At 73.3% G+C, this 26,269-nt stretch carries 26 protein-coding genes; 9 read left to right on the forward strand and 17 right to left on the reverse strand.

What is annotated here, in order from left to right:
- Window positions 1-166 precede the first annotated feature (166 nt).
- Together KF840_04540 and KF840_04545 are read left to right on the forward strand one after the other, a co-directional pair.
- On the forward strand, window positions 167-1,201 hold the full coding sequence (locus KF840_04540; GenBank protein MBX3024160.1) for a cysteine synthase A: 1,035 nt from the start codon (window positions 167-169) through the stop codon (window positions 1,199-1,201).
- On the forward strand, window positions 1,156-1,959 hold the full coding sequence (locus KF840_04545; protein MBX3024161.1) for an SDR family oxidoreductase: 804 nt from the start codon (window positions 1,156-1,158) through the stop codon (window positions 1,957-1,959). The genes KF840_04540 and KF840_04545 overlap by 46 nt, the downstream gene beginning before the upstream one ends.
- Window positions 1,960-2,080: 121 nt before the next feature.
- On the opposite strand, the gene KF840_04550 is transcribed toward KF840_04545, so the two are convergent.
- On the reverse strand, window positions 2,081-4,642 hold the full coding sequence (locus KF840_04550; GenBank protein ID MBX3024162.1) for a hypothetical protein: 2,562 nt from the start codon (window positions 4,640-4,642) through the stop codon (window positions 2,081-2,083).
- A gap of 176 nt (window positions 4,643-4,818) precedes the next feature.
- Between KF840_04550 and KF840_04555 the strand changes: the two genes are divergently transcribed.
- A complete protein-coding gene (locus KF840_04555; GenBank protein ID MBX3024163.1) occupies window positions 4,819-5,283 on the forward strand; it encodes a DUF393 domain-containing protein in 465 nt (154 codons plus the stop codon).
- Between the two features lie 63 nt (window positions 5,284-5,346).
- Here the strand turns inward: KF840_04555 and KF840_04560 are convergent, their stop codons facing one another.
- From KF840_04560 to KF840_04570, 3 genes are all read right to left on the reverse strand, one after another.
- On the reverse strand, window positions 5,347-7,686 hold the full coding sequence (locus KF840_04560; GenBank protein MBX3024164.1) for an HAD-IC family P-type ATPase: 2,340 nt from the start codon (window positions 7,684-7,686) through the stop codon (window positions 5,347-5,349).
- Window positions 7,687-7,765: 79 nt separating this feature from the next.
- A complete protein-coding gene (locus tag KF840_04565; protein MBX3024165.1) occupies window positions 7,766-8,302 on the reverse strand; it encodes a hypothetical protein in 537 nt (178 codons plus the stop codon).
- Window positions 8,303-8,305: 3 nt separating this feature from the next.
- On the reverse strand, window positions 8,306-8,590 hold the full coding sequence (locus KF840_04570; GenBank protein ID MBX3024166.1) for a DUF211 domain-containing protein: 285 nt from the start codon (window positions 8,588-8,590) through the stop codon (window positions 8,306-8,308).
- A 288-nt stretch (window positions 8,591-8,878) separates the two neighbouring features.
- On the opposite strand from KF840_04570, the gene KF840_04575 reads away from it, so the two are divergent.
- Complete coding sequence (locus KF840_04575; protein ID MBX3024167.1) at window positions 8,879-9,562, forward strand: hypothetical protein; 684 nt, start codon at window positions 8,879-8,881, stop codon at window positions 9,560-9,562.
- Between the two features lie 152 nt (window positions 9,563-9,714).
- Window positions 9,715-10,704 carry a protein-methionine-sulfoxide reductase catalytic subunit MsrP gene (gene msrP, locus KF840_04580; GenBank protein ID MBX3024168.1) on the forward strand — a complete coding sequence of 330 codons (990 nt, stop codon included), beginning with the start codon at window positions 9,715-9,717 and terminating at the stop codon, window positions 10,702-10,704.
- Window positions 10,705-10,733: 29 nt separating this feature from the next.
- On the opposite strand, the gene KF840_04585 is transcribed toward msrP, so the two are convergent.
- Window positions 10,734-11,570 carry a hypothetical protein gene (locus KF840_04585; GenBank protein ID MBX3024169.1) on the reverse strand — a complete coding sequence of 279 codons (837 nt, stop codon included), beginning with the start codon at window positions 11,568-11,570 and terminating at the stop codon, window positions 10,734-10,736.
- 372 nt (window positions 11,571-11,942) lie between these two features.
- Here KF840_04585 and KF840_04590 point away from each other — a divergent pair, with 372 nt between their 5' ends.
- Both KF840_04590 and KF840_04595 read left to right on the forward strand, forming a co-directional pair.
- Window positions 11,943-12,491, forward strand: a complete 549-nt coding sequence (locus KF840_04590) for a sulfoxide reductase heme-binding subunit YedZ (GenBank protein MBX3024170.1) — start codon at window positions 11,943-11,945, stop codon at window positions 12,489-12,491.
- 311 nt (window positions 12,492-12,802) lie between these two features.
- Window positions 12,803-14,014 (forward strand): patatin-like phospholipase family protein, encoded by a 1,212-nt coding sequence (locus tag KF840_04595; GenBank protein MBX3024171.1) that lies wholly within the window; start codon window positions 12,803-12,805, stop codon window positions 14,012-14,014.
- A 56-nt stretch (window positions 14,015-14,070) separates the two neighbouring features.
- Here the strand turns inward: KF840_04595 and KF840_04600 are convergent, their stop codons facing one another.
- Window positions 14,071-15,087 (reverse strand): methyltransferase, encoded by a 1,017-nt coding sequence (locus KF840_04600; GenBank protein ID MBX3024172.1) that lies wholly within the window; start codon window positions 15,085-15,087, stop codon window positions 14,071-14,073.
- A gap of 106 nt (window positions 15,088-15,193) precedes the next feature.
- Window positions 15,194-15,550, reverse strand: a complete 357-nt coding sequence (locus KF840_04605; GenBank protein MBX3024173.1) for a hypothetical protein — start codon at window positions 15,548-15,550, stop codon at window positions 15,194-15,196.
- 486 nt (window positions 15,551-16,036) lie between these two features.
- Here KF840_04605 and KF840_04610 point away from each other — a divergent pair, with 486 nt between their 5' ends.
- Window positions 16,037-16,426, forward strand: coding sequence for a RidA family protein (locus KF840_04610; protein ID MBX3024174.1), 390 nt, complete (start codon window positions 16,037-16,039; stop codon window positions 16,424-16,426).
- A gap of 24 nt (window positions 16,427-16,450) precedes the next feature.
- On the opposite strand, the gene KF840_04615 is transcribed toward KF840_04610, so the two are convergent.
- Both KF840_04615 and KF840_04620 read right to left on the reverse strand, forming a co-directional pair.
- Window positions 16,451-17,494 carry a TIGR03617 family F420-dependent LLM class oxidoreductase gene (locus KF840_04615; protein MBX3024175.1) on the reverse strand — a complete coding sequence of 348 codons (1,044 nt, stop codon included), beginning with the start codon at window positions 17,492-17,494 and terminating at the stop codon, window positions 16,451-16,453.
- Window positions 17,495-17,504: 10 nt separating this feature from the next.
- Window positions 17,505-18,140 (reverse strand): TetR/AcrR family transcriptional regulator, encoded by a 636-nt coding sequence (locus tag KF840_04620; protein MBX3024176.1) that lies wholly within the window; start codon window positions 18,138-18,140, stop codon window positions 17,505-17,507.
- A 95-nt stretch (window positions 18,141-18,235) separates the two neighbouring features.
- Here KF840_04620 and gstA point away from each other — a divergent pair, with 95 nt between their 5' ends.
- A complete protein-coding gene (gstA, locus tag KF840_04625; GenBank protein ID MBX3024177.1) occupies window positions 18,236-18,853 on the forward strand; it encodes a glutathione transferase GstA in 618 nt (205 codons plus the stop codon).
- Window positions 18,854-18,880: 27 nt separating this feature from the next.
- Here gstA and KF840_04630 read toward each other — a convergent pair whose 3' ends face one another.
- From KF840_04630 to KF840_04665, 8 genes are all read right to left on the reverse strand, one after another.
- On the reverse strand, window positions 18,881-20,101 hold the full coding sequence (locus tag KF840_04630; protein MBX3024178.1) for an outer membrane lipoprotein-sorting protein: 1,221 nt from the start codon (window positions 20,099-20,101) through the stop codon (window positions 18,881-18,883).
- A gap of 79 nt (window positions 20,102-20,180) precedes the next feature.
- A complete protein-coding gene (locus KF840_04635; protein ID MBX3024179.1) occupies window positions 20,181-20,669 on the reverse strand; it encodes a GNAT family N-acetyltransferase in 489 nt (162 codons plus the stop codon).
- Between the two features lie 29 nt (window positions 20,670-20,698).
- Window positions 20,699-22,144 (reverse strand): aldehyde dehydrogenase, encoded by a 1,446-nt coding sequence (locus tag KF840_04640; GenBank protein MBX3024180.1) that lies wholly within the window; start codon window positions 22,142-22,144, stop codon window positions 20,699-20,701.
- Window positions 22,141-23,355, reverse strand: a complete 1,215-nt coding sequence (locus tag KF840_04645; protein ID MBX3024181.1) for an aspartate ammonia-lyase — start codon at window positions 23,353-23,355, stop codon at window positions 22,141-22,143. The genes KF840_04640 and KF840_04645 overlap by 4 nt, the downstream gene beginning before the upstream one ends.
- Window positions 23,352-24,158: a 2OG-Fe(II) oxygenase gene (locus KF840_04650; GenBank protein ID MBX3024182.1), complete on the reverse strand. Its 807-nt coding sequence runs from the start codon at window positions 24,156-24,158 to the stop codon at window positions 23,352-23,354. Before KF840_04650 ends, KF840_04645 begins: the two co-directional genes overlap by 4 nt.
- A 60-nt stretch (window positions 24,159-24,218) precedes the next feature.
- A complete protein-coding gene (locus tag KF840_04655; GenBank protein MBX3024183.1) occupies window positions 24,219-24,647 on the reverse strand; it encodes a hypothetical protein in 429 nt (142 codons plus the stop codon).
- Window positions 24,644-25,519, reverse strand: a complete 876-nt coding sequence (locus KF840_04660) for a hypothetical protein (GenBank protein ID MBX3024184.1) — start codon at window positions 25,517-25,519, stop codon at window positions 24,644-24,646. The genes KF840_04655 and KF840_04660 overlap by 4 nt, the downstream gene beginning before the upstream one ends.
- 35 nt (window positions 25,520-25,554) lie before the next feature.
- Window positions 25,555-26,202 carry a glutathione S-transferase family protein gene (locus KF840_04665; GenBank protein ID MBX3024185.1) on the reverse strand — a complete coding sequence of 216 codons (648 nt, stop codon included), beginning with the start codon at window positions 26,200-26,202 and terminating at the stop codon, window positions 25,555-25,557.
- Window positions 26,203-26,269 lie beyond the last annotated feature (67 nt).

Genomic DNA, 26,269 nt, shown 5'->3' on the forward strand with positions numbered 1-26,269 from the left:
GGACCACTGGGCGGGCTTCGAGATCAGTACTCTCCGTGTCTCCGCGCCTCCGTGGTGAAAGTCTTTTGTCGCATCAAGGCTGACAACCAACACCCAGCAACCTTTCTTGGGCAAAGCCGCAGAGCCCGGTACCCCCGTTCCGCCGCGTGTGCTAGCGACGCCGGCCATGGCCGTCCCGTCGGGGTTCATGGAGTTGATCGGCAACACGCCGCTGGTCCGTCTGCGCAGGGCGTCGGAACAGACCGGGTGCGAGATCTACGGCAAATGCGAGTTCCTCAATCCCGGCGGCTCGGTGAAGGACCGCGCCGCCGCGTACATCGTCCGCGACGCCGAGGCGCGCGGCCTGCTGCGGCCGGGCGGGGTGATCGTCGAGGGCACGGCCGGCAACACCGGCATCGGCCTGGCGCTGGTCGCCTGCGCCCGCGGCTATCGGACCGTCATCGTCATGCCCGAGACGCAGAGCCGCGAGAAGCAGGAGATGCTGCGCCTGTGCCGCGCCGAGCTGCGCCTGGTGAAGGCGGTGCCGTACCGGGATCCCGGCAACTACGTGCGTGTCTCGGAGCGGCTCGCCGCCGAGCTGGCGCGCAGCGAGCCGCACGGCGCCGTGTGGGCGAACCAGTTCGACAACCTCGCCAACCGGCAGGCGCACGTCGAGACCACCGGGCCGGAGATCTGGCGCCAGACCGACGGCCGGGTCGACGCCTTCGTCGCCGCGGTCGGCACCGGCGGCACGCTGGCCGGGGTCGGCCTGGCGCTCAAGGAGCGCAACCCGGCGGTGCGCATCGTGCTCGCCGATCCCGCCGGCTCGGCGCTCTACCACTACTACGCGCACGGCACGCTCAAGGCCGAGGGCGATTCGATCACCGAGGGCATCGGCCAGGGCCGCATCACCGCCAATCTCGAGGGGGCGCCGATCGACGAGGCCCTGCAGGTGAGCGACGCCGAGGCGGTGCAGGTGGTGTTCGACCTGCTCGCCGAGGAAGGATTGTGCGTCGGCGGCTCCTCGGGCATCAACGTCGCCGGCGCCGTCCGCGTCGCCCGCGCCCTCGGGCCGGGGCACGTCGTGGTCACCGTGCTCTGCGACTACGGCACCCGCTACCAGAGCAAGCTGTTCAATCCCGAGCTCCTGCGAGCGCGGCACCTGCCGGTGCCGCCATGGCTCGCGGGCGATCGGCCACCGGCAGAGGAGCACGGCGCATGATCGCGGTCACCGGATCTGGGTCTGGCATCGGCGCCGCCATCGCGGCGCGGCTGCGGCGCGACGGCGCGGAGGTCATCGGGGTCGATCTGCGCGGCGCCGAGGTGATCGCGGATCTGTCGACGGCGGCCGGCCGCGCGGCGGCGATCGAGGCCATCCGGGCGCGCGCCGGCGCGGCGCTCGACGGCCTGGTCGCCTGCGCCGGCCTCGGACCGCACGTCAGCGATCATCCGGCGATCGCCTCGGTCAACTACTTCGGCGCCCAGGTGCTGCTCGAGGCGCTGCGGCCGCTGCTGGCGCGCGCCGCGCGGCCGGCGGCGGTGGCGATCTCGTCCAACTCGACGACCATCCCCGGCGCCGAGTCGCCGCTGGTCGACCTGTGCCTCGGGGGCGACGAGGCGGCGACGCGCGCGCTGGCGGCGACGCTGCCGGGGCAGATGGTGTACGCCGGCTCGAAGCTGGCGCTGACGCGCTGGCTGCGGCGGGTCGCGCCGAGCCCCGAGTGGGCCGGCGCCGGCATCCGGCTGAACGCCGTCGCCGCCGGCCCGGTGCAGACGCCGCTGCTGCAGGGCGGCCTGGAGCATCCGATCTACGGTCCGGCGATCCGCGGTTTCCCGGTGCCGACCGGCGGCCCGGGCACGCCGGACGACATCGCCGCCGCGGTCGCGTTCCTGCTCGGCCCCGAGGCGCGCTACATCTGCGGCAGCGTGCTGTTCGTCGACGGCGGCACCGACGCGCTGATCCGCGGGCCGCAGTACTGATCCCGGCGGGATCTGCGGGACCCGAGCGCTCGCGGCCCCGTGCCCGACGACCAGCGAACCGCCATCGCTGCCGCCTCACTGCCCCCACCGACCGCGGGTGGACCGCCGCGGCCGCAGTTCCTCACGCGCCGCAGCCGGCCAGCGCCGCGTTGACGGCGCGCACCAGCTCGTTGACGGCGACGGCGCCGTCGCCATCGGCGTCGAACACCGGGCAGTCGTCCACCGGCGCGTTGCCGAGGGCGATGCCGACGCCGCGGATCAGCTCGTTGATGGCGACGCTGCCGTCGCCATCGCAATCGCCGGCGCAGCGCGGCCGCTCGCTGGCGGTGGGCAGCGGCGTCGCCGTGTCCACCGCCGTCGCCGTCGCCGGGTCCTCCGGGGTCGCGGTGGCCACCGGCGTCGGGGTCGCCGTGTCCACCGGCGTCGGCGTGACCGTGCACACCGCGCCGCTGCAGCCGCGCCGCGGATCGCACTGCTGACAGGCGTCGCAGACCCGCGGCGGGCCGCCGGCACAGAGGCCGCCGCGGCAGGCGTCGTCGCGGCTGCAGAGGTCGCCGTCGTCGCATTCGGTGCCGTCGTCGACCACCGCGTCGTCGGGACAGACGCCGCTGTCGCCGCCGCACGCATCGGCGACGTCGCACTCGCCGCGGCTGGGGCGGCAGATCGAGCCGGCGGCGCGGAAGCGGCAATCGACCGCGCAACACGAACCGGGCGCGCCGTTGGCGGCGCCGCGGTCGCATTCCTCGCCCGCATCGATCGACCCGTTGCCGCAGCTCACGGCGGTGAGGCGGAGGGCGAAGACGCCGCCGCCGGCGGTGCCGGCGTAGACGTTGCGGCCGTCGTCCGGGTCGATCGCGATGGTGGTCGACCGCGCCGTCAGACCGTTGTTCACCCCGACCCAGGAGTCGCCGCCGTCGCGGCTGAGCAGCGCGCCCAGCGAGCCGGCCGCCCAGACGCGGCGCGGATCGCTGGGGTCGATGGCGAGGGCGGTGATCGCCGCGCCGCTCACCTGCCCACCGGGCGGTCCGGCGCTCGGCTGCCACTGCCCGCCGGCATCGCTGCTCTTGTAGATGCCGGCGCCGCCGGTGCCGGCGTAGACGATCGCCGCGTCGCCGGGATCGACGGCCAGCGCCTGCACCGGCGCGCCGACGGGCAGCCCGGCCGACGCCGGCAGCCAGCGGGCGCCGCCGTCGTCGCTGCGGTACACGACGCCGGCGCCGCTGGCGTAGATGCGCGCCGGGTCGCTCGCCGCCTGCGCCAGCGCGTCGATGCGCGGTCGGCCGATGCCGTCGCCGAGCGGATCCCAGCGCGCGCCGCCGTCGACGGTGCGGAAGAGGCCCGCCTGCGTCCCGGCGACGGCGCGCCGGGCGTCGGCGGGATCGACGGCGACGGCGCGCACGAAAGCATCGATGCCGGCGCCGGCCGGCATCCACGTGGCGGCGCCGTCGTCGCTGCGGTAGACGCCGTCGCCCGACGTCCCGGCGTAGAGGGTCGCCGGGTGCGACGGCGCCACCGCCAGCGCCGCCACCTCGGCGACGTCGAGGCCGTTGGATGCCGCCGCCCAGCTCGCGCCGCGGTCGGCGCTGCGCGCCGCGCCGCCGGCGAAGGTGCCGGCATAGATGGTCGCCGGCGACCGCGGATCGACCGCCACGGCGCGCACGATGGTGTTGGCGAAGCCGGCATTGGCGGCGCGCCAGGTCTCGCCGCCGTCGGTGGAGCGATAGACGCCGGCGCCGCCGGTCGGGCCGGCGAGCAGGATCGCCGGCGCGCTCGACGCCAGCGCCACCGCCTCGACGCCGACGCCGTCGGGCAACCCGTCGCGCGCCGACGTCCAGCTCGCGGCGCCAGCGCGCCAGCGCCAGACGCCGCCGTCGGTGGCCGCGTACAGCGTGCGCGGCGGCAGCGGATCGAGGGCGAGGGCGAAGGCATTGGGCGGCGCGAGCCCGCCGGCGGCGAGTTGCCACGTCGCGCCGGCGTCGGCGGTCGCGAAGACGCCGCCCGGCGTCGCCGCGTAGACGACGCCGGCGGCGCCTGGATCGACCACCAGCGCGCGCACGAAGGAATCGGTCAGACCGGCGCTCGCCCGCTGCCAGGCGTCGCCGCCATCGTCGGAGCGGAACACGCCGTCGACCGTGCCGGCGTAGAGCCGCCGCGGCTGCTGCGGATCGATGGCCAGGGCGAGCAGGAAGGCGTTGGTGATGCCGCTGTCGCGCCGCGCCCACGCGGTGCCGCCGGTGGTGCTGCGGAAGAGGCCGGCGCCGCGCGTCGCGACGTGGAGGACGCGGCTGTCCTCGGGATCGACGACGATCGCCGCGATCGATGCCGTCGCCAGCTCCGCGACGCCGCCGTTGAGCTCGCGCCAGGTCTCGCCGCCATCGCCGCTGCGGAACACGCCGCCGCCATCGGTGCCGGCGTAGGCGACGAGCGGGTCGCGCGGGTCGACGGCGACGGCGAGGACGCTGCTCGGCTGCAACCCGCGCCCCGAGCCTCGCCAGGTGGCGCCGAGATCGCCGCTGCGGAAGACGCCGCCGCTGGTCGCGGCATAGGTCATCGTTCCCGCGCCGGTCGACATGGCGAAGGCCAGCGCCTGGCCGCCGTGCGGACCGGACGCCGTCCAGACGTTGTCGCCAGCGCCCGCCGCGCTGGCGAACAGCAGGCCGAGCAGGAGCGCCGCGCCTCGCATCACCGGCAATTACGACAAACGGCGGCGAGTGAGTCCACCGGGTCGGGCAGAGGCGACGCGGATCACCGCCGACCACCGCGAACCCGAAGGCGTGCCGCTGTTGACGGTCGGTCGCGTCCTTCCCGTTCTCCGGTCCCCCACGTGTTCAGTGGCCCGAGGCCGTGTAGGCTGCCGCCATGGCCGCGGCGGTGATCCTCTACGACGGCGTCTGCGGGTTCTGCGACCGCACCGTGCGCTTCGTGCTGCGGCGCGATGCGCGCGGGCGCTTCCGCTTCGCGCCGTTGCAGAGCGACTTCGCCGCCGCAGCGCTGGCGCGCCATGGACGCGACGCCGGCGACCTGGACACCGTGGCGCTGTTGCGCGACGCCGGCAGCGCAGACGAACGCCTGCTGGTGAAGTCCGACGCGGTCCTCGCCATCCTGCGCGAGCTGGGCGGCGGCTGGGCGCTGCTCGGCCCGCTGCGCTGGCTGCCGCGCCGGCTGCGCGACGCCGCCTACGACGCGTTCGCCCGGCGCCGCTACGCCTGGTTCGGGCGCTTCGACGCCTGCCCCCTGCCGACCCCGGAGTTGCGGGCGCGACTGGCCGCGTCGCCGTCCGACGCGGAGACCGCGCCACCACGGGTGGCAGCGCAAGGCGACTGAGCGCCAAGGCGGGCGACGGCGGCCGCCGCCCGCTTCACGACGCGGGACGCGCTGGCGCCGCGTTCATGACGGTTCGGGCGCCGCTGGTCCGAACACGGTCGTGCGTTGGAGCAGGCGCAGCTTGAGCTCGTCGAGCACGAGTGTGGTGGCCAGCACGGCGGCCAGCGTCGCCAGGAGGACGAACGCCGGCACGGCGGCGGCGAGCAGCCCGAACAGCCCCATGGCGGAGGCGATGAGCACGTTGCCCAACGTCGCCAGGGCCACCCATCGGCTCGGAGCGAACGACCAGAGCCGTCCGCGGACGCGCGTCAGGTAGATCGTCGCCTGCGCGGAATAGATGAGGAAAGCGAACATCAGCGTCTGGATCTGCGGCACCGACAGGTGCAGGCCGTTCAGGGCCCAGGCGAGGATGACGAAGGCCAGCGCCAGCCAGGCGACGGCGAACAGCCCGGCGACCTTGCCGATCTCGGCGACGTTCCACCGCTCCGGCAGCGGCGAGATCCAGGCGCGGTCGGTGGCGAGGGTGATCGTCACCACGTCGTTCAGGATCACGAGCACGGCGATCAGCAGCAGCGAGGTCACGAAGAATCCGGTCGCGATGTAGCCGACGGCCAGCAGCGCGGCGAGCTCGACGGTGCGCGCGATCTTGGTCAGGGTCCAGGTCAGCATCCGGCGGTAGACGCGCCGGCCGCTGTGGACGACGGCGATCATGTCCTGCAGGCCTGGTCGCGTGAGCACGACCTGCGCCGCCGCCTTGGCCACGTCCGACGCCGAGCTGACGGCGATGCCGACCTCGGCCTGCTTGAGCGCGGGCGCGTCGTTGACGCCGTCGCCCGTCATGCCCGTCACCCGACCCGAACGCTGCAGCGTCTGCACCAGGTCGAACTTGTCCTGCGGGTAGCAGTGGGCGAAGCCATCGAACCGCAGCGGCTCGAGCTTGGCCGCGGCCGCGTCGCCGAACCGCTCGCCCAGACCCACCTGGCGCGCCACCGCGCGCGCCGTCGCCAGCGTGTCGCCGCTGAGCATGAGAAGGCGCACGCCGAGCCCGCGAAGCGCCTGGACGAGAGCCGCGGCGTCGCGGCGCGGCGTATCGGCGAGCGCGACCAGGCCGCGAATCGACAGCGCGCCGTCCGGACCGGCGGCCACCGCGAGGACGCGGGCGCCGGTCGCCGCGAGCCGCTCGACCTGCGCCGCGAGCTCGGGCCGCGCCCCGGCCAGGTCCTGCACGACGAGCGGCGATCCCATCACCACCCTGAGGACGGCGCCGTCGCGCTCGATGGTCGCCTCGGAGCGCTTGCGCGCGGGATCGAAGGCGACGAAGGACTGCCGCGCCGGCAGCGGCACCGCGCGCTGCCGCAGCGCCTCCAGGATCGCCGCCTCGAGCGGCTCCTGCGTCGAGGCATCGCAGGCGGTACCGGCCAAGGCGAGCACCTCGTCCTCGCTGTCGGTCGCCAGCGCCACCACGGCCACCACCACCTGGCGGTTCTCGGTCAGCGTGCCGGTCTTGTCGACGCACAGCACGTCCATCGTCGCCGCCTCCTGAACCGCGGACAGCCCGGTGACCAGCACCCCTTCGCCGGCGAGCGCGCGGGCCTCGACGGCGTTGGCGACGGTGAACGCGGCCGGCATCGTCACCGGAACGGTCGCGATCACGAGCACGAGCAGGAATGGCACCAGCTCGAGCAGCGGGGCGCCGCTCCACAGCGCGAAGGCCACCAGCACGGCCGCGAGGATCGCATCGATGGTCACGAGGTGGCGGACGACCGCGAACAGCAACTGGTCGAGGTGGCCGGCCGAACGAGCGGAGCGCACCAGCTCGGCGGTGCGGCCGAAGAAGGTCCGCCCGCCCGTGGCGGTGACGACGGCCGTGGCCTCGCCGCGGCGCACCGTCGACGCCGAGTAGATCGCCTCGCCGGCGCCGCGGCTGACGAGCGCCGACTCGCCGGTGAGCGATGACTGGTCGAGCTCGATCGTGCCGTCGCGCACCGTGGCGTCGGCGGGCACGAGGTCGCCGGCGCGGAGGCGGATCTCGTCGCCGGCGACGATGTCGCGCGCCGCGATCATCCGCCAGGCGCCATCGCGCCGCACGCGCGCGCTGACGCGCAGACGGCTGCGCAGCAGATCCAGCACCCGTTGCGCACGCTGCTCCTGCACGCCCCCGACGACGGCGCTGAACAACAACCAGGCGGCGATCATCGCCGGCTCGGCGACCTTGCCGAGCGCCAGCTCGAGCACGAGCGCCCCTTCCAGCATCCACGGGATGGGCCCCCAGAGGCGCTTGAGCACGCCGCGAAACGGGTCCGGCGCCTGCTCGGGGATCTCGTTGCGCCCGTCGCGGTCGAGCCGCTCCCGGGCTTCGGCTTCCGACAGCCCGCGTGGTGACGCCGGCAGTGTGGCATCCATCGTGGTGACCTCCTCGCGATGCGCCAGCGGTACGCCGGCCTCGCTCGCCATCGCGTGCGCCGCCGGGGCATCCGCCCGGCTACATGATGCGGACCTGGACCCCGACGAAGGCCAACAGCACGCCGACGCTCATCAGACCCATCGCCCACGTCAACACGTTGCCCTCCGCGGAGCGACCCAGGAAGCCGCCCAGGACGCCCAGCGCGGCGATGGGCCCGCCGAGCGAGATCCAGCTCGCCCCGGGCAGGGCCATGGCAACGAGCAGCGGGAACACCGCCCCCATGAAGCTGCACGAGCCGGAGACCAGGCTGCCGATGATGGATTCGACCAGAACGGCGCGGCCGAGCTGCGTCCTGACCAGCGGCCCCCGTGAGCCGAGCGTGAGATGCTTCGCCGCTTCCACCAACCGATTCCGGAACGTCGCATATTGCGCCACGAAGAAGGTGAAGGCCGCCGAAATCGAGGCCACCACCGCGACGCGGATCACGTCGCCGGCGTCGACCGCCGCATGACTCGCGACGACCTTGCCGGCGGCGAGCACGAGCGCCGTCAGGATGCCGTCGACGAGGCCGACGACCAACGCGAATCCATGCTCCCCGCGCGCGGAGACCGCCATGGCTCAGCGCGCCCGCTTCTCCCGCTCCACCATGCGCTCGCCACAGACGATCTGATCGACGCTGTTGACCACCGCGCCGGTTCGTTCGATCGCCTTCTTCACCGCCTCGAAATCGATGTTCTGACCCTCGACGGTGATGTCGGTTCCCACCGTCTCCATGTCGATCCCGTTGACGGTGACGTTGACGCCCTCCACCCCCGTCACGGCCTCGACGGCAGCCGCCAACGCGATCAGATCCGGGCGGTCGTGAGCTTTGTCGACGTCCAGTGCCAGTCTGCGGATGTTCATCGATTGTCCCTCCTCGAGCGCGGCCGCTCCGCGCCACAGTCGCGCGCGCACCGTATCGCGGCGGATCATACCGCGCTGCGCTCCGGATCGCATCCGGACCGATCGGTGCACGGGACGGGGCGGTGGTTTCTCGTGGACTTGTCGTCGAACCCGTACTACACGCCGAGCCGCGAAGTCTTCGCGGTCAGAACGTCCTCGAGAGGGGGGAACCTCATGGGGGTCTCGACGTTCGCGAGAGTCGGTGTCGGTGGTTTGGTCGCGCGGTGGGTGCGCGGCGGAGCGGCCGTCGTGATCCTGCCGGCGATGGCACTGGCGATGGCCGACGACTGCGCCCTGGCGCAATCGCGCTGCACCTCGCTCAAGTACAAGTTCGCGGGGAAAGGCGCGCTGTCGAAGGCGAAGTGCGTGGCGCGCGCCGCCCGCACCGGCAGCGCGGTCGATCCGGCCTGCCTGGCGGCGGCGGAGCAGAAGCTCAGCGAGAAGTGGGCGATCGCCGAGAGCAAGGGCGATTGCGCGTCGGTCGGCGACGGGGGCGTGGTGCAGGACAAGATCGACGACTTCATCGCCTCCCTGACCGGCTGTCTGCAGGGGCTGCCGACGCCGACACCGATTCCGACGCCCACCCAAACGGCGACCGGCACCGCCACGGCGACCGCGACCGAAACCCCGACGGGCGGACCGCCGCCGGCGCAGTGCTGCTCGTTCGTCGAGCCCAGCGCCGGTCAGGTGTGCCTGATCCTCTCTCCCACCGTCTGCGCGCTCTTCGGCGGCACCTCCAGCAGCGGCGACTGCGATGCCTCGACCGGTCTCTGCGGCGCCCCGCCGGTGAGCACCGGCGATTGCTGTTCCGACGCGGTCTTCGCCTTTAGCTGCCTGGCGGGACCGGGCGTCGGCGCGCACTGCGCGACCACCTGGAGCGGGACCTTGCACTCCGGCACGACGTGCCTGGCCGGCGGCTGCGGCATTCCCTGACAACACGAGCCGCGGCCGTCGCTCGCGCGTCTCGCTCCGGGCGGCCTCCTGGCGATCGCCCGGCGGCGCGCGCGGAGAGGTCGGCAGCGGAAACCGAACGACGGCCGCGGCATCGAACATCCGCTGCTCCAGGCCGTCGCAGGGACCACCCCATGCTGATTCGCATCCCCCGCCCGTGGGACCTCGCCGCGAACGAGATCACCGACGAGACCCTCTATCTCCGCCGCCGCGAGTTTCTGCGCGGCGCGGCGCTCGCCGCCGGCGCGCTGCTCGTGCCGGCGTGCGGCCCGCCCGGCGACGCGCCCGCCGGCGCCACCGGCGCCGCCGCCGCCGAGACGCCGCCCTTGGCGTCCATCCCCGGAATCGTCCGCGGCCCGTTTGCCACCGACGAGGAGATCACCGCCGAAGGCAAGGCCACCAGCTACAACAACTTCTACGAGCTCGGCACCGACAAGAGCGATCCCGCGGCGAACGCCGGCCGGTTGGTCACCAAGCCGTGGTCGGTGGCGATCGAGGGCGAGGTCGCCAGGCCGGGCACGATCGGGCTCGAGGATCTGTTGCGCGGGCTGACGCCGCAGGAGCGCGTCTACCGCCACCGCTGCGTCGAGGCGTGGTCGATGGTGATCCCCTGGGTCGGCGTGCCGCTCGGCGAGGTGCTGCAGCGCCATGCGCCGACGTCGAAGGCGAAGTACGTCGCCTTCCGCACCCTGCTGGATCCCGAGCAGATGCCCGGCCAGCGCCGCCGCGTGCTCGACTGGCCGTACCGCGAGGGCCTGCGCATCGACGAGGCGATGCACCCGCTGACCCTCCTCGCCTTCGGCATGTACGGCAAGGTGCTGCCGAACCAGAACGGCGCGCCGCTGCGCCTGGTGGTGCCGTGGAAGTACGGCTTCAAGGGCATCAAGACGATCGTCGCCATCCGCCTGCAGGAGGCGCAGCCGGAGACGAGCTGGAACATGGCGGCGCCGAGCGAGTACGGCTTCTACTCGAACGTGAATCCGGCCGTCGATCACCCGCGCTGGAGCCAGCGGAGCGAGCGCCGCATCGGCGAGCTGCGGCGTCGCGACACCCTGCCCTTCAACGGCTACGCCGAGCAGGTCGCGTCGCTGTACGCCGGCATGGACCTGGCGAAGAGCTTCTGACTCCGCGCACGGGCGCCGCGGCGCATCGCTCACCCCGACGTGCCGCGGCGGGCGCGGACGCGCCGGCGCCGACGGATGCCGACGGCGAACAGGGCCGCGGCCGTCAGCGCCAGGGCCCAGGTCGACAGCGCCGGAGCGGTGCTCTTGGAACGGCACGGGGCGAGCTCGTCGAGCGGGATGTCCACGAGCAGCGGCGACTCGCCCTCGATGCCCAGGCGGATCGCCCGATCCTGGAGCGCGACGTACAGATCGACCAGCGCGAACGAGCCCAGATTCGGCGCCCCGAGCTCGTACGGAACGTGCGGGATCCTGAGATGCGTGGGCGCGGCCGCGCTCGGGTAGAGGTCGAGCGGGAGCCGCACCGAGGCGACGCCGAAGTCGATCAGCACCGCCGGTCCGCCGGCAGCGCACAGGTAGCCGGTGGCGAGCACGGTGCCGCTCCCGGTCTCGAACTCGACGGTGTTCAGCGCCGCCGGGAACCCATCCGGATGGTCGTTCGGGAACTCCTCGTACGCGTCGAGGCGGAACGGGATCACGAACAGGCCGGCGAGCGGCGGGCGCGGCGGCGTCGCGCCGCTCGGCGTGCTCGTCGACGTCACCTCGGTGACGATGTAGTCGCTGCTCGCGTCCTGGCCCGTCACCATCGAGCCGGACGTCGTGCCGCCGTTGCACCCCTTGATCAGCGGCGTGTTGGTCTGCGTCTTGGTGAAGGCGAGGTTGTAGCCATCGAAGGTCGCGCGGATCGTGCAGTCCTCGTCGGGTTCGGGACCATCGCCGTCCGCATCGATGACGAGAAGGATCGCGCTCCCCGCCACCTGGACGTACGGCGCGGCATCGGCGGGCGAGAACCCCACGGGCAGGAGCATGGCCGCGACCGCTGAGAACGCGACTGCTTTCATACCGTCACCTCCGAGCCTCGACGGGCTGACGTCTCGCCGCGTAGCGCGGGTGCGCCGCGGCGTGCAAGCGAACTGAGGCCGCCCGCGGCCGCCGCCGGCGCCGCGAGCCCATGACGCCGCCCCCGCCAACGGAGACCGCACCAGGCGGCGGAAACCGAACCCCGGCGCCCGGCATCGCACGTCCACCGGCGCCGCCGTCAATCCGCCGAGGCCCAGACCATGCCAGCCCGACCAGAGCGCATCACCATCCGCCGACGGGGAGCGGGCGCCGCTCTTCCCACCTCGCTGAGCGGCCGCGGGGCGCGGCGAGTGGGAAGGTGGGGGCTCGTCGCCCTGGCGATGCTGCCGGCGGCGTGGCTGGCGGTGGCGGGCTGGCGCGACGCGCTGGGCGCGAATCCGATCGAGGCGATCACCCATGGCAGCGGACTCTGGGGACTGCGCTTCCTGCTCGCCTCGCTGGCGATCACGCCGTTGCGCCGGGCGACGGCGTGGAACTGGCTGATCGCCTATCGCCGCCCGCTCGGCCTGCTGGCCTTCACCTACGCGCTGCTGCACGTCGCGACCTTCGTGGCGCTCGACCACTGGTTCGACTGGGCGCGGATTCTCGCCGACCTGCGCAAGCGGCCGTACGTCACCGCCGGCGCCGTCGCCTTCCTCTGCCTGGTGCCGCTCGCGATCACCTCCACCCGCGGCTGGATCCGCCGCCTCGGCAGGCGCTGGACGACGCTGCACCGCCTGGCCTACGTCGCCGCCGCCGCGGTGGTGATCCACTACTGGTGGTTGGTGAAGGCCGACGTCCGCGCGCCCGTCGGGTACGGAGCCATCCTGGCGCTGCTGCTGCTGGCGCGCGCGGCGCCCGTGGCGCGGCGGCGCGGCGCCACGGCTTGACCCGTGCGGCGCTTTCTGGTCAGGTGAGGCGATGCAGCGGCGCCACAAGACCCTGATCGCCGTCGGCCTGGCCGTCTTCATCCTCGGCTGGCTGGCCTGGTCCGTCCTCCTCACCGAGAGCGAGGTCGACCAAGCCCCCGCCGCGGTCCAGCAGCAGCCGTAACCGCCGCCGACTGCCCGCTGTCGCGGCAGCCGCTGCCGCCGCCCTGAGCACGCGGCCGCGACGCCGCGGCGATCGCGGCGCCGCTGTCGCGACTGACGCGGCTGGCACCGCCGTTGCTCAACCGGTGCGCGGAGATTCCGCGTCATTCATGTTGGGCCTGGTGCTGACCGCAGGTGGGGCGCGCGGTGCCTATCAGGCCGGTGTGCTCAAGCGCATCGGTGAGATACCGGCGCTGCGCGACCGGCCGTCGCCGTTCGCGGTCGTCGCCGGCGCCTCGGCCGGCGCCATCAACGGCGCCATGGTGGCGGCCACGGCCGAGGACGTGAGCGCCGGCACGCTGCGTCTGGCCGAGCTGTGGGCGGATCTGTCGGCGGGGCAGGTCTTCCGCTCCGACCCGCTGGCGCTCGGCGCCGGCGGCATCCGCTGGCTGCGCGACCTCTCCCTCGGCGGCCTGCTCGGCGGCGGCAACATTCAATCGCTGCTCGACGCCAGCCCGCTGCGCGCCCTGCTCGCCCAGCACCTGCCGCTGGCGGGCATCGCCGAGTCGATCCGCGCCGGGCACCTGTACGCGGTCGCGATCTCGGCGACCAGCTACCACTCCGGCAAGTCGTTCACCTTCATCCAGGGCCGCAAGGGTCACCCGCTGTGGCTGAAGAGCCGGCGGGTCGCGCTGCCGGTCGAGCTGACGGTCGATCACGTCTGCGCCTCGGCGTCGATCCCGATTCTCTTCGCGCCGGTGCAGGTGCCCTCGCCCGAGGTCGGCGAGTGCTGGTTCGGCGACGGCGGCATGCGCCTGGTGACCCCCTTCAGCCCGGCGATCCGGCTCGGCGCCTCGCGCATCTTCGCCGTCGGCATCCGGTGCAAGAGCTCCGCCGATGCCCTGTCGCGCGCCGAGTTGCGGGTCGACGAGGAATCGCACGGCGGCGTCGGCTCGATCGCCCGCCCGCCCCTGGCGCAGATCTGCGGCGTCTTTCTCAACGCCATCTTCCTCGACCATCTCGATACCGATCTCGACCACCTGCTGCGGATGAACGAGCTGATCGCCGCCAACGGCCACCCGTCCGGCAACGGCAACGGCCGCCGCAAGAAGGCAGCGCCGGTGAGCGAGCCGATGCGCCGCATCGAGCCGCTGGTGATCAGCCCCTCGGCCGACCTGGCGATCGTCGCCGCGGCGTTCGCCCACAAGATGCCGCGCCCCGTCCGCTACCTGCTCGACGGCCTCGGCACCCCGAACGCGCAGAGCGCCGATCTCATGAGCTACCTGCTGTTCGACTCGTCCTACACCCGCGCCCTGATCGACATCGGCTACCAGGACGCGCACGCCCGCATCGACGAGATCGAGGCCTTCGTTCGCCGCTGAACCGGCCCCCGAGGCGGCAACGGAAGCCTCCCCCCGCTCCGCCCAGGCGACGGGGCTCACTTCGGGACTGCCTCGATGACGCACAGCCCGGGCCCGGCCTCGGAGACCCCCGCGAGCGCGAAGCCGGCGGCGTCCAGCAGTTGCGCGAACTGCGTACGGGTGCGCTCCCGCCCGCCGAAGAGCACCATCATGAGGACATCATCTGCGAGCTTCTCGGCGTGCTCGGGCGTGGCGGTGCCGGCGGGAACGATGCCCTCGACCAACAGCAGCCGGCCGCCCGGTCGCATCGCCTGCCGACAGTGCGCAAGGATCGTCTGGGCGTGCGCGTCGTCCCAATCGTGGACGATCCACTTCAGCACGTACGTGTCCGCCCCCGGCGCGACCGACTGCAGGAAATCGCCGCCGACCAGCGTGCAGCGATCGAGGACGCCCCGCTGCTCGAGGAGAACGCGCGCCCCCTCGACCACCTGCGGGGCGTCGAACAAGACACCGCGCAAGGTCGGATGCGCGGCCAGGATCGCCGCCAGCAGGGTTCCGTGCCCGCCGCCGACGTCGACCACCGTGCCACACCTGGCGAAGTCATAGGTCGCGACGATGGCGTCCGCCTGCCAGCGGGTCAGGCCCACCATCGCGGCGTCGAGCACGGCGCCGGCGGGAGTGCTCGCCAGATACGGCCAGTAGGGCTGTCCGAAGGCGCGATCGAACCCGGGTTCCCCGGTGGTCACCGCGTGGAGGAGCTGACCCCACGCGGGAAATTCGAGCTCCATCGTCATGATCGCGTACGGGCGCTGCGATCCGACCGCATCGGAACGCAGCAAGGCGCCCATCGGCGCGAGCGCGAAGCGATTCTCGGCGACCTCCGCGAGAACCTCGTGCGCGGCGAGCAGCCGCAGCAAACGCGACAACGACGGCGCGTGGGTGTTGGTCGCGCGCGCGAGGTCAGCTCCGTCTCTCGCACCATGGGCCAGCAGGTCCGGCACGCCCAGCTTCGCCGCGACGTACACGGCTTGGGACAAGGCGTAGCCGAAGACGAGGCGACTCAGGGTGACCGCGGGGTCCACACCGGATTCCATCGTTCCCTCCCTCAGGCCGACAACCTGGATGCGCTGGCGAGCGACAGCGGGCGACGCGGGTCGCGCGCCACGGGGGGCGGCGCAGGCCCGCTGCCCGTGGGCAGGGTCACCGCGGTGTCCGCAGCCGGCGGACGTCGCGCAGGCGCCAGGCGGCGATGCCGCAGAGCAGCAGTGCCGCCACGCCCAGCGCGACCGCGCTCCCCGCCGGGGTCGGTTGCACGACCGGGACGGCACAGACAGGCAGGTCCGCGCAGGGGGTGAAGATGACCTCGCCCTCGCACTGACTGCCGCCCAGCCCGCAGCCGGAGGCGACGAACTCATCACAGACGCCGGGGCCGAGCGCCGGCGTGCAGGCCGTCGCGCTCCCGCACTCGCACACGCAGCAGAATCCGGCGCCGGCCTCGGCGCGCGCCGTGAGCATGACGATCATCGCGATCGCGAGCAGCAGGTTCCGAAATTCCATGCGCCCCTCCGTGTCCGTGCGACCGGAACCGAGATCCGGCCGGAATGTGGGTGTCCAGCGGCCCCCCCGGCGAATCGCCGCGTCGCGGGACCCCCGATCGTCTGCGTGCGCTCCTTGCACGCGCGGCGACCGGGGTCCAGCAACCTTGGGATCGGTCCGTCCACCGACACCAGGGGGCGGCGGATGCGCGCGCCGTCGCCGCCCGCTTGGCGCCGGGCGGACGCGGACCGCCGGGCCGGTGCTGTCAGTGAGAAAGCAACCGGAACCCCTCCCGCGGGCGCTCGTCGAACGGGACGATCGCGTCGCCGGCGGTGTCGCCGGGCGGCCACGGCAACGCCGCGAGTTGGGACACCGTCGGAGACGCGCAACGGATGAGCGGCCAACAGCCGCGCGCCGCCCGGCACCTGTCGCACGGCAGGCTGCGCCGCCCGACGGGGTGACGCCCTGGCGCTTCCCCCCCGCCCGCTTGTGTGCTCTTTCGCCGGCATGACCAAGCAGATCGTGAATCCCGCCGGAATGGCGCCGCCGACCGGCTACTCGTACGCCGTGAAGAAGGGCGGCACGCCGGTCTTCATTTCGGGGCAGGTGGCGCTCGACGGCGAGGGCAAGCTGGTCGGCGAGGGGGACCCCGCGGCGCAGACCGAGCAGGTGTTCGAGAACCTGCGCACCGTGGTCGAGGCGTGCGGCGGCACGATGGACGACATCGTGAAGATCACCATCTTCGTCACCGATCCGGCCTACCGCCCGGCCGTCGCCGCGGCGCGGCAGAGGCACTTCGCGGAGGGCCACTACCCGGCGAGCACCTACCTCGTCGTCTCCGCCCTCGCCGTTCCCCAGCTCCTGGTCGAGATCGAAGCCGTCGCCATGATCGGCTGAAGACGTTTCAGCGCACGAACGGAATCAGGCGCCAGACGACGGGCCGGGCTGGGCCCGGATCGCGTCCAGCATGGCGCGCCAGCGCTGGCGCGCCTCGCCCTCGAGGCTGGTGTAGTGCACCAGCATCAGGCGGTCGGCGATGCCGCCGTAGCGGGCACGGAGCTGGGCCGGGATCTCCTCCGGCGCGCCGACGGCGGCGAAGGTCGCCAACATCTCGTCGCTGATCCGCTCGCCCATCGCGCCCCATTCGCCGCGCTTCGAGAGCGCGTGCAGCTCCTCCTGCAGCGGACCCCAACCGTGCGCGTCGAGGATCGGCCGATACGCCGGCGTCGACGCGTAGAACGCGAGCTGGCCGCGCACCATCGACGTCGCCAGCTCGCGCTCGGCGTCGGTGACGCCGGTGGCGACCAGCGCCTGGCACATCACGGTCAGCGCGCCGCGCGTCCGGCCGCCGCGCGCGCAGCCCCGATCGAGCGCCGGCAGCAGGTCGCGCTCGAGGAAGCGGCGCGAGTTGAAGGGATGGACGATCAGCCCGTCGGCGACCTCGCCCGCCACCGCCGTCATGCGCGGCTGCACGCCGGCGAGGTAGACGGCCGGCGGCCCGAACGGATGCGGCGCCGGCTCGAAGATCGGCGTCATCAGCGTGTGCCGGTAGAACCGGCCGCGGAAATCCAGGCGGCCGCCCTCGTACCAGCAGCGCCAGATCGCCCGCAACGCCAGCACCAGCTCGCGCATGCGCGCCACCGGATGGTCGTAGACGGCGCTGAAGCGCTTCTCGATGTGGGTGCGGATCTGCGCCCCGAGCCCGAGGACGAAGCGCCCCCGCGACTGCGCCTGCAGATCGTGGCCGATGTAGGCGAGGTGCATCGGGCTGCGCGGGAACGCCAGCGCCACCGCCGTGCCGAGCGTCAGCCCGGGCGCGTGCTCGGCCGCCAGCACCAGCGGCAGGAAGGGATCGCTCTTGCCCTCGAAGGTGAAGAGGCCGTCGTAGCCGAGCGCCGCCAGGTCGCGCGCCGCCGCCGGCACGTGCGCCAGCTCGAGGGTGGTGAGTCCGCCGTCGATGCGCATGGGACGTCCCTCAGCGCCGCCGGGCGGCACCGGTGAGCAGCGCGACCAGCGCGCCGGCGACCCGCCGCAGCTCGGCGCGCGATGCCCCGGCGCGCGCCCGGATGGCGATCGCGAACATGGTGCCGGCGATGAGCTGCGCCAGCGCGCGCACGTCCGCCGAGGCGGCAAGCTGACCGGCGGCGCGCGCCGTCTCGAGGCGCGCCGCGATGGCGCGGTCGACCTGGGCGAAGGCGCGCGCCAATTGCGCGCGCGCCACCGGCGAGGCGCCCGCCTCCGCCGGCAGCGTGCAGGCGAGCGCGCAGCCGGTCGGGCCGTGGCGGCCGGTGGCGACGTCGATGACCGCGGCGAAGAACGCCGTCAGCGCGTCGGCCAGCGCCGGGGGGCGGTTCAGCGCCGCGACGTAGGCGCGGCCGACGGTGTCGACGTAGTGGGCGATGGCGGCGGCGTAGACGGCGTCCTTGTTGCCGAACGCGGCGTACAGGCTCGGCCGGTTGAGCCCCATGGCGGCCGTGAGATGATCGATGGACGTGCCGGCGTAGCCGCGCTCCCAGAAGGCGCGCAGCGCCGCGTCGAGCGCCGCGTCGTACTCGAACTGGCGCGGCCGGCCGCGCCGCCGCGGCGCGGCGGCGTTCGTCGATCGTGGCATGCGGCGACCTTGACCGAGCATGGTTTTTTGTATCATACGGTACAGAAATAGTCCGGCGCCATCCGGCGCCGGCGCAGCCCCCTGGGGAGGTTCGTATGGAGCTCTATTTCGCGCCCTTCGCCTGTTCGCTGGTCAGCCACATCACGGCGCGCGAGGCCGGCATCCCGCTCGACCTGCGGCAGGTGAGCCTGGCGACCAAACGCCTCGCCGACGGCGCCGACTATCTGGCGGTGACGCCCAAGGGCTACGTGCCGGCGCTGCGCCTCGACGACGGCACGCTGCTGACCGAGAGCCCGGTGGTGGTCCAGTACCTCGCCGACCAGCGGCCGGAGTCGGGCCTGCTGCCGCCGGCCGGCTCGCGCCAGCGCTACGAGGTGCTGGAATGGGTCCTCTATCTCTCGACCGAGATCCACAAGGGCATCCTGAACCCGATCTTCAGCCCGCTCGCGCCGGAGGCGGTGAAGGCGCATGCGCGCGCGCTGACGCCGCGCAAACTGCCGCTGCTCGCGCGGCAGGTCGAGGACCGCGAGCTCCTGGTCGGCGACCATTTCACCGTCGCCGATGCCTACCTGACGTGGGCCCTCACCCTCTGCCGCCACGCCGAGATCAGCCTCGACCAGTGGCCGTCGCTGCGCGCCTACCGCAAGCGCATGCAGGCGCGTCCGGCGGTGCGGGCCGCCATCGCCTACGAACAGGAGCGCCTCGCGGCCTGAGCCCCGCCAGCGCCCCAGCAGGACGGCTCAGCGCCCCTTGTCCATCAGGCGTTGCAGCGAGAAGAGGCTGGGCGACAGCGGGATGCGCGAATCGGCGGGGACGTTCTGCCCGGCGGCGATGCCGGCCGTGGTGGCGCGGTCGAGCTTCCAGTTGAACGCCAGCGCGACCGCGCCGCCGGCCCATCCCCAGAGCTCCCCCGGCGCGACCCTGACGATGTTGGTGCGGATCGCCGAGTAGGAGCCGATGAGGGTACCCTGCCAGTCGTACTTGGAGCTGTAGCTGCCCATGAACAGCTCCTTGTCGAAGCGGAAGACGAGGCGGCCGAAGAGATAGTACGGGTCCTTCGGCACCGCCTCGACGACCCAGTGGGGGCGCCGGACCAGGATCTCCTGCAGCGGGCACCACGGCGCGCCCGTCCAGTCCGGGCGCTGGAAGCCGACGCGCGCGCCGCCGGGGATGAGCATCCGCCAGCCGCCGCCGGGGAGACGCTCGAGGGTGGGCGCGCGCTCGAACGACGGCGCGTCGAAGAGCACCAGCAGGTCCTGCTCGCCAACCAGCTTCCAGGTGAAGTCCTCCACCTTGCCGTCGAAGTAGTTGCCGTCGTCCTGCGTCAGGTCGGAGCCGAGGAAGCCGTCGGAGCGGTTGGCGGGCGATACCTGGCGCACCCGGCGCAGCGCCGGGACGAAGGTCCAGATGGCGTCGCGGCGGTCGGCGCCGCGGTAGCGCCAGGAGAGCGAGACGATGCCGCTGACGTCCGCCGGCGCCCGCACCTCGGCCAGGCTCTGGGTGAGCAGCTCGCGGTCGGCGTCGGGCTCGCGGAAGCGCGGATGCTGGCCGTCGTAGTGCTTCACGTGGCTGTCGACCTCGATGGCGCGATCGAGCCCGCGCCGCGACACCCACAGCAGATCGGCGCGGTAGTGCGCGTTGCCGCCGTAGTAGGTGGTGTAGAAGAAGTTCCACACGATCTTCATCGCCGCCTGCGGATCGCGGGGATCGATGTCGGGGAACGGCCACGCATACACGTAGTCCGGCGCCTGCCCGGTGCGGACGTCGATGATCGATCCGGCGTCGTTCAGCGCGTAGCGGCCGCGGTTGGCGTCCAGCGCCTCCCGGAACACCGGGTCGTCGCCGATGCGGTCGATCGCGAAGTCTCCGACGCGATGGCGGAAGTCGCCGCGCCGGTAGCAGTCGAGCATCTCGTCCGGCAGCAGCCCCTTCGCCTCCTGCCAGTTGTCCGCACCGAGCACGTCGCCGGGCCGGAGCTCCGCGCCCGCGACCGATGCGAGCAGGCAAGCGACCCCACAGAGGAGGTGGAGGCGCACGGCGTCACCCGTCGAGCAGCTTGGTGAGAAAGCGGGTCGGCAGGGGCGCCCCGCCGAGGACGTAGTCCGTGAAGCCGAATCTGGCGTACACCGCGCGGGCGCGATCGTTGTTCTCCTGCACCTCGAGCGTGAGCTTGCAGCAGCCGCGGGCGCGCGCCCGCGCCTCCGCCTCGGCCAGCAGGGCCGTGCCGATGCCGGCGCCGCGGCGCGCCGGAACGACCGCGAGATCGTGGACGTTGAGCAGCGGCCGCGCCGCGAAGGTCGAGAAGCCGAAGAAGCAGACCGCGAGGCCGACCGGCTGATCGACGTCGAACGCGAGCAGCACCAACGTGTTCGGCTGCTGCCGCAGCCCCGGCACCAGTCGGCGGCGGATCTCGGGACTCAGCGGCCGGCCGCCGCCGATCGGATCGCGCGCGTACGAGTCCAGCACCGCCACGATCGCCTCGCCATGGATGGGATCGTCGAGATCGGCTTCGGCGATGATCAGCGCCATCCTCTGTGCCCCCTCGCGGCCTCCGCGATCTACAGCGCGATCCACACCGACTTGAGTCGGGTGAACGACTCCAGCGAATGGATCGCCATCTCGCGCCCCCAGCCGCTCTGCTTGACGCCGCCGAAGGGGCTGGCGAAGTCGTAGCAGCCGTAGCGGTTGACGAAGACCATGCCGGCATCGAGCTGCGCGGCGACGCGGTGGGCGCGGGCGACGTCGCCGGTCCACAGGCCGGCGGCGAGGCCGTAGTCGGTGTCGTTGGCCAGGCGCACCGCTTCGGCCTCGTCGTCGAACGGCAGCACCGCCAGCACCGGGCCGAACACCTCCTCGCGCGCCAGGCGCATCGCCGGCGTCACTTCGTCGAAGATGGTCGGGCGGACGAACAGTCCCCGCGCATTGGCGCCGCGCGTGTCCGGGCCGCCGCCGGCGCGCAGGCGGGCGCCCTCGGCCCTGGCGCCGTCGATCGCGGCGAGGATCTTCTCGAACTGCGGCCGGTTGCACTGCGCGCCCTGCTGGCTGGCGGGATCGAACGGGTCGCCGCACACCACCGCCTCGGCCCGGGCGGCGAGGCGCTCGACGACGGTCGCGTACAGCGGCCGCTCGATCAGGAAGCGCGTCGGCTGCGAGCACTTCTCGCCCTTCTGCGCGAACATCAGCGTGAAGGAGCGGTCGATGCAGCGGTCGAGATCCGGGACGTCGGCGAAGAGGATGTTCGGTGATTTGCCGCCCAGCTCGAGCGCCACGCGCTTGAGGTTCGACGCGGCCGCGCCGTGCAGCACCTGGCGGCCGACCGCGGTCGATCCGGTGAACGACACCGCGGCGACGCCCGGGTGGGCGGTGAGCGCCGCGCCGACCGGCGCGTCGCCGAGCACGACGTTCACCAGACCCGGCGGCAGCGCCGCCTCGCCGTGCAACAGCTCCATGAAGCGGTGCAGCGAGAAGGGCGTGAAGGGCGACGGCTTGAGGACGGCGCTGTTGCCCATCGCCAGCGCCGGCGCCAGCTTCCAGGCGGCGAGCAGCAGCGGGTAGTTCCAGGGCGCGATGAGCGCGCAGACGCCGAGCGGCTCGCGCAGGGTGTAGTTGAGGAACGGACCGTCCACCGGACAGGTCTCGCCGTACAGCTTGTCGGTCCAGCCGGCGTAGTAGTCGAAGACGTCGGCGGTGTCCGGCATGTCGTCGTCGAGCGCCTCGCGGTAGAGCTTGCCGTTCTCGAGCGCGATCAGGCGCGCCAGCTCGTCGCGGTGGCGGCGGACGATGTCGCCGATGCGGCGCAGGACGGCGGCGCGCTCGCGCCGCGGCGTGGCGCGCCAGGAGGGAAAGGCGCGCGCCGCCGCCGCGACCGCCGCGTCGACGTCGGCGAGCGAGGCCGCCCGCACCTCGGCGAGCAGCTCGCCGGTGGCCGGGTTGGTGTTGCGGTGCGCATCGTCGCCGGTCGCGGCGACGAAGCGGCCGTCGATGTAGAGGCGCGGCGGCGTCAGCACCGGCTCACCACGGAGGCGGCCAGCGCCCGGCAGCGCGCGTCGTCGATCGCGATGCCGCGCAGGCACCGGGCCTCGAAGCGCTCCAGGACGTTCGCCAGCATGGCCAGGGCATCGAGGATGTTGACCAGCGCGACGGCGTCGAACACCTGCAGGTGGAGCTCGGCTCGGGCGTGCGCCTCCTGCACGGCGCGCTCGCCGCCGAGCACCTGGCAGGCGCACTGCAGCACCGATTCCGGCACCACCGGGTTGGACTTGCCGGCGAAGACGCTCGAGCCGGCCTGGACGTGCGGCAGGCGCAGCTCGCCGAACCCGCCGCGCGGCCCGGAGGCGAGCAACCGCAGGTCCTGCGCCACCTTGATGAGCGCCCGCGCCAGCAGCCCGAGCTCGGCGGCGACGGCGGCCAGGTCGTCGCCGGTCTGCAGCGCGGCCGCCGGATGCGGATGGGCGCGCAGCGGCCGGCCGACCACCGCCTGCAGCGCCGGCACGACGCGCGTCCGATAGGCAGCCGGCGCGCCGTGGCCGTCGCCGATCACCGTCGCGCCGAGGACCACGGCGTCGAGCGGCTCGAGCGCGGCGCGCAGCCCGTCGGCGCGGCGCGCCAGCGCCGCCGCGTGGCCGCGCAGCAGCACGTCGGCGGTGGTCGGCATCGCATCCTGCAGGCAGGTGCGGGCGAGGGTCGGCACCGCCGCGAACGCGGCGGCGCGCGCCTCGAGGGTCGCAATGCAGGCCGCGAGGGCGCGCAGCGCCGGCTCGGCGCCGTCGCGCACCGCCAGGCGGGCGGCGGTGTGGCAGACGTCGGCCGTCGACTGCGAGGCGTTGACGTGGCGCAGCGGGTGCACCGGCTCGCCGCGATGACGCTGGCCACCCAGCGCCTCGCTGGCGAGGTTGGCGAGCACCTCGTTGACGTTCATGTTGATGCCGATCGAGCCGCCGCCGCCCAGCGGGTCGACGACGAGCTGCTCGCGGTGCGCTCCGGCGATCAGCGCCGCCGCGGCGTCGGCAATCGCCGTCGCCCGCGCGGCATCGAGCACGCCGGCGTCGCGATTGGCGGCCGCGGCGGCCCGCTTCACCGCCGCCAGGGCCGCGACGTAGGGCGGATGATCGCCGAGGCGGTGGCGCGAGAAGGCGAGATTCTCCAGGGCGCGCGCCGTCTCGAGGCCGTAGAGCGCCTGCGGCGGCAGGCGGGGCGCGGCGTCGTCGGCGGTCATCCGGTGCGGCCGTAGCGCGCCAGGCGCAGCAGCTCGCTGCTGCAGGTGCCGGCTTTGGTGTCGTAGGCGAGGAGGCCGACCAGGCGCTCGGTCGGTCCCGCGATGCGGCTGACGCGATGCACCGAATGGCGGCCCTCGAAGATGAGCAGCGTGCCGGGCGTCATCGGCAGCCGGACGACGTCGTCGCCCTCGCCGCGCAGGACGCGGGCGACCGCCTCGTAACGCTCGTCGCCGGCGCTGCGAATGCGCGGCGCGACCTCGAAGTCGCCGCCCTCGTCGGCGTCCTGCACCGCCAACGAGACGACGAAGTCGGTCATGTCGAAGTGCCACTGCAGCTCGTCGCCGTCGCCCATCACCGCCAGGTTCAGCGCCCCGAGCGGATCGGCGTAGCGGTGGAGCACGCCGCGCTCGAGAACGGCCTCGATGAAGCGCATGAACGGATCCCACTCGTAGAGGCGGCGCAGCGGCGAGTCGACGGGGAACATGTCGTAGGCGACGACGCCGACCGCGGCGCGACCGATCCAGCGGCGCGGATGGTCCTCGGGCAAGGCGAAGTCCGGCAGCTCGAGGTACGCCGTCCCGTACCCCTCGCTGCGATAGGCGGTCGGCGCCAGCGCCAGCGCGTCGGCCCGGATCGCCGCCAGGCCGGCGGCTGTGAGGAAGCCCGGCACCTCGCAGGCGCCGGTCTCGCGCAGTTGGGCGCGCGCCCAGGCCAGCACCTCGCGCAGGCGGGCGCCGGCGGGATCGAGGATCGGGTAGCGGGTCAGGTCGATGAGGGCGGCGGGATCGACGGCTGCGGCCATGGGTTCTCCGATGCCGACCGAATCGCACGTGTCGCCGCGCAACGCCACGGATTTCCCTCGTCATCTCTCGCCGCGGTCGACGCGGAACGGTTCCACGTGGGTCGCGATGCTGGCTGTGGCGGGGTCGAGGTACCATTTCTCCACCACCACCTCGACGGCGGCGGCGTCGGGGCGGGCGTCGAGCAGGGCGGCGGCGGCGCGCGCCGGCGAGGCCAGCGTCCCCCAGACGGCGCGGCGGTCGCGCAGCGCGTCGACGGCGCGTCGTTGCGGGGGGCTGAGCGATGCCACCGGCACCTCGACGCGCTCGCCGCGCTCGATCGCGAACAGGCGCACCTCGGCGGGCAGCTTCGGCGTGCAGTACATGGCCCAGCCGAAGAAGCGCCACGGGTCGAGGTCGTAGCGCGCCACCAGGGCGCGGTGCGCCAGCGGCCACGCCGCGAGCACGGCGAGCACGGCGACGACCAGGCGCTGTTTGGCGGCGAGGGTCAATTGAACGAAAAGGACGGCAGCAGGCCGACGCGGGCCGCGGCGAGCACGGCGAGCGCGGCGAGCGAGGCCGGCAGCAGGGCGCGGTTCACCGGACGGGCGAAGAAGAGCAGCAGCAGGTTGACGAACAGGATGCCGAACAGCAGCTCGCGCGCCCCGATCTCGATGGCGCCGATCACCGCCAGCGCGGCGACCGCGGCATAGGGGCGCGTGCGCCGCCAGAGCAGCAGGACGGGCGCGCCCATCTCGAACAGGTAGACGCCGTTGGCGAGCGCCAGGGCGCCCGGGCTGCGGATGTCGAAGGGGCCCTGGCCGGGCACCAGCGGGTGCAGGTCGCGCAGGCGGTTCAGCTCGGCGGCGGGGACGATCCAGCCGAACAGCCAGGCGAGCGCCGGCTTGTGGCCGATCGATACGCCGAGGAACTGGGCGTCGAAGTACGTCGCGTACAGGACCTTCTGCAGGCCGCTGTAGAAGAAGACGATCACCGTCAACCAGCGCGCGGCGCTGAGCAGCAGCGCCCGCTCGTCGGCGTCGCCCGGATCGCAGAGCGCGATCAGGCCGAGACAGAGGAGCTCGATGAAGAAGTGGTTGGAGGTGGTCGGAAAGGAGGCGGCGAGCTTGACGCACAGCAGGAGCAGCGCCAACGCCGCGGCGGCGCGGGCGCGCTCCGGCCGGCGCCAGGCGACGGCGGCGCAGCCGGCGAGGAGCGCGGTCATCAGCCAGCGGCCGGCCAGCCAGTCGCCGCCGCGCAGGGTCCACTGCATGGTCCGCACGACCAGGTGGGCGAGCAGAAACAGGGTGAAGGCGCGCACCATCGCCGCCTGCCCAGAGCGGTCGGCATCGTCGGTGACGGAGAGGAGGCGGGCAGCGAACATGGCGACGGCGGGCGGGCTGGCCGGCGCCCGCCCGGTCAGCCGCGGAACTGCGGCGCCTCTTCCTCGATCAGCGCCGCGAACGAGGGCCGCGCCAGGCCGCGCGCCAGGTAGGCGGCGAGCTTCGGCCAGCGCGCCGCGGCCGGCGCGACGCCGGCATGGCCCAGGTTCACGAATTGGGTCAGCACGCCGATGTCACCGATCGAGAAGGCGGTGCCGACCAGGAAGTCGCCGGCGCCGAGCTCGCCCTCGAGGTAGTCGAAGAACGGTGGCAGCTCCTCGTCGATGGTCTTCTGCACGGCGGCGCGATCGACCTCGCGGCCGAAGAAGCGCGGCCCGACCACCAGCGGAAAGAACACCTTGCCGCCGGCGACCGGCGTCAGCCCGCCGTCCGCCCACTCCTCGAACCAGAGGGCGCGCGCGTACTCGTACGGATCGCTCGGATACAGCGCCGGCGTCGGATGCGTGCGCTCGAGGTAGGCGCAGATCACCGACGAATCGGCGAGTGTGCGCTCGCCGTCGCGGAAGGCCGGGACCTTGTTCAGTGGGCTGATGGCGCGAAACTCCGGCGGCGCCATCGGCCCGGGAAACACCGGCTCGAGCTCGTAGGGAATGTTCTTCTCGGCCAGGACGACGCGCACCTTGCGCACGAACGGCGAGGCGTTGACTCCGTAGATCGTCGGCATGCGGGCGCTCCCTCGATGACCGCGTTCATGACTACGGAACGCCCGCCGGAGTCAATACACCGTCGCG

The organism is bacterium (genome assembly GCA_019637795.1).
Taxonomy (GTDB): Bacteria; Desulfobacterota; Binatia; order HRBIN30; family CADEER01; genus JAHBUY01.

Coding starts and splice junctions, on each gene's coding strand:
- KF840_04540 (MBX3024160.1), top strand. CDS start 167: ATGGCCGTCCCGTCGGGGTTCATGGAGTTGATCGGCAACACGCCGCTG.
- KF840_04545 (MBX3024161.1), top strand. CDS start 1,156: ATGGCTCGCGGGCGATCGGCCACCGGCAGAGGAGCACGGCGCATGATC.
- KF840_04550 (MBX3024162.1), bottom strand. CDS start 4,642: ATGCGAGGCGCGGCGCTCCTGCTCGGCCTGCTGTTCGCCAGCGCGGCG.
- KF840_04555 (MBX3024163.1), top strand. CDS start 4,819: ATGGCCGCGGCGGTGATCCTCTACGACGGCGTCTGCGGGTTCTGCGAC.
- KF840_04560 (MBX3024164.1), bottom strand. CDS start 7,686: ATGGATGCCACACTGCCGGCGTCACCACGCGGGCTGTCGGAAGCCGAA.
- KF840_04565 (MBX3024165.1), bottom strand. CDS start 8,302: ATGGCGGTCTCCGCGCGCGGGGAGCATGGATTCGCGTTGGTCGTCGGC.
- KF840_04570 (MBX3024166.1), bottom strand. CDS start 8,590: ATGAACATCCGCAGACTGGCACTGGACGTCGACAAAGCTCACGACCGC.
- msrP (MBX3024168.1), top strand. CDS start 9,715: ATGCTGATTCGCATCCCCCGCCCGTGGGACCTCGCCGCGAACGAGATC.
- KF840_04585 (MBX3024169.1), bottom strand. CDS start 11,570: ATGCTCCTGCCCGTGGGGTTCTCGCCCGCCGATGCCGCGCCGTACGTC.
- KF840_04590 (MBX3024170.1), top strand. CDS start 11,943: ATGCTGCCGGCGGCGTGGCTGGCGGTGGCGGGCTGGCGCGACGCGCTG.
- KF840_04595 (MBX3024171.1), top strand. CDS start 12,803: ATGTTGGGCCTGGTGCTGACCGCAGGTGGGGCGCGCGGTGCCTATCAG.
- KF840_04600 (MBX3024172.1), bottom strand. CDS start 15,087: ATGGAATCCGGTGTGGACCCCGCGGTCACCCTGAGTCGCCTCGTCTTC.
- KF840_04605 (MBX3024173.1), bottom strand. CDS start 15,550: ATGGAATTTCGGAACCTGCTGCTCGCGATCGCGATGATCGTCATGCTC.
- KF840_04610 (MBX3024174.1), top strand. CDS start 16,037: ATGACCAAGCAGATCGTGAATCCCGCCGGAATGGCGCCGCCGACCGGC.
- KF840_04615 (MBX3024175.1), bottom strand. CDS start 17,494: ATGCGCATCGACGGCGGACTCACCACCCTCGAGCTGGCGCACGTGCCG.
- KF840_04620 (MBX3024176.1), bottom strand. CDS start 18,140: ATGCCACGATCGACGAACGCCGCCGCGCCGCGGCGGCGCGGCCGGCCG.
- gstA (MBX3024177.1), top strand. CDS start 18,236: ATGGAGCTCTATTTCGCGCCCTTCGCCTGTTCGCTGGTCAGCCACATC.
- KF840_04635 (MBX3024179.1), bottom strand. CDS start 20,669: ATGGCGCTGATCATCGCCGAAGCCGATCTCGACGATCCCATCCATGGC.
- KF840_04645 (MBX3024181.1), bottom strand. CDS start 23,355: ATGACCGCCGACGACGCCGCGCCCCGCCTGCCGCCGCAGGCGCTCTAC.
- KF840_04650 (MBX3024182.1), bottom strand. CDS start 24,158: ATGGCCGCAGCCGTCGATCCCGCCGCCCTCATCGACCTGACCCGCTAC.
- KF840_04660 (MBX3024184.1), bottom strand. CDS start 25,519: ATGTTCGCTGCCCGCCTCCTCTCCGTCACCGACGATGCCGACCGCTCT.
- KF840_04665 (MBX3024185.1), bottom strand. CDS start 26,202: ATGCCGACGATCTACGGAGTCAACGCCTCGCCGTTCGTGCGCAAGGTG.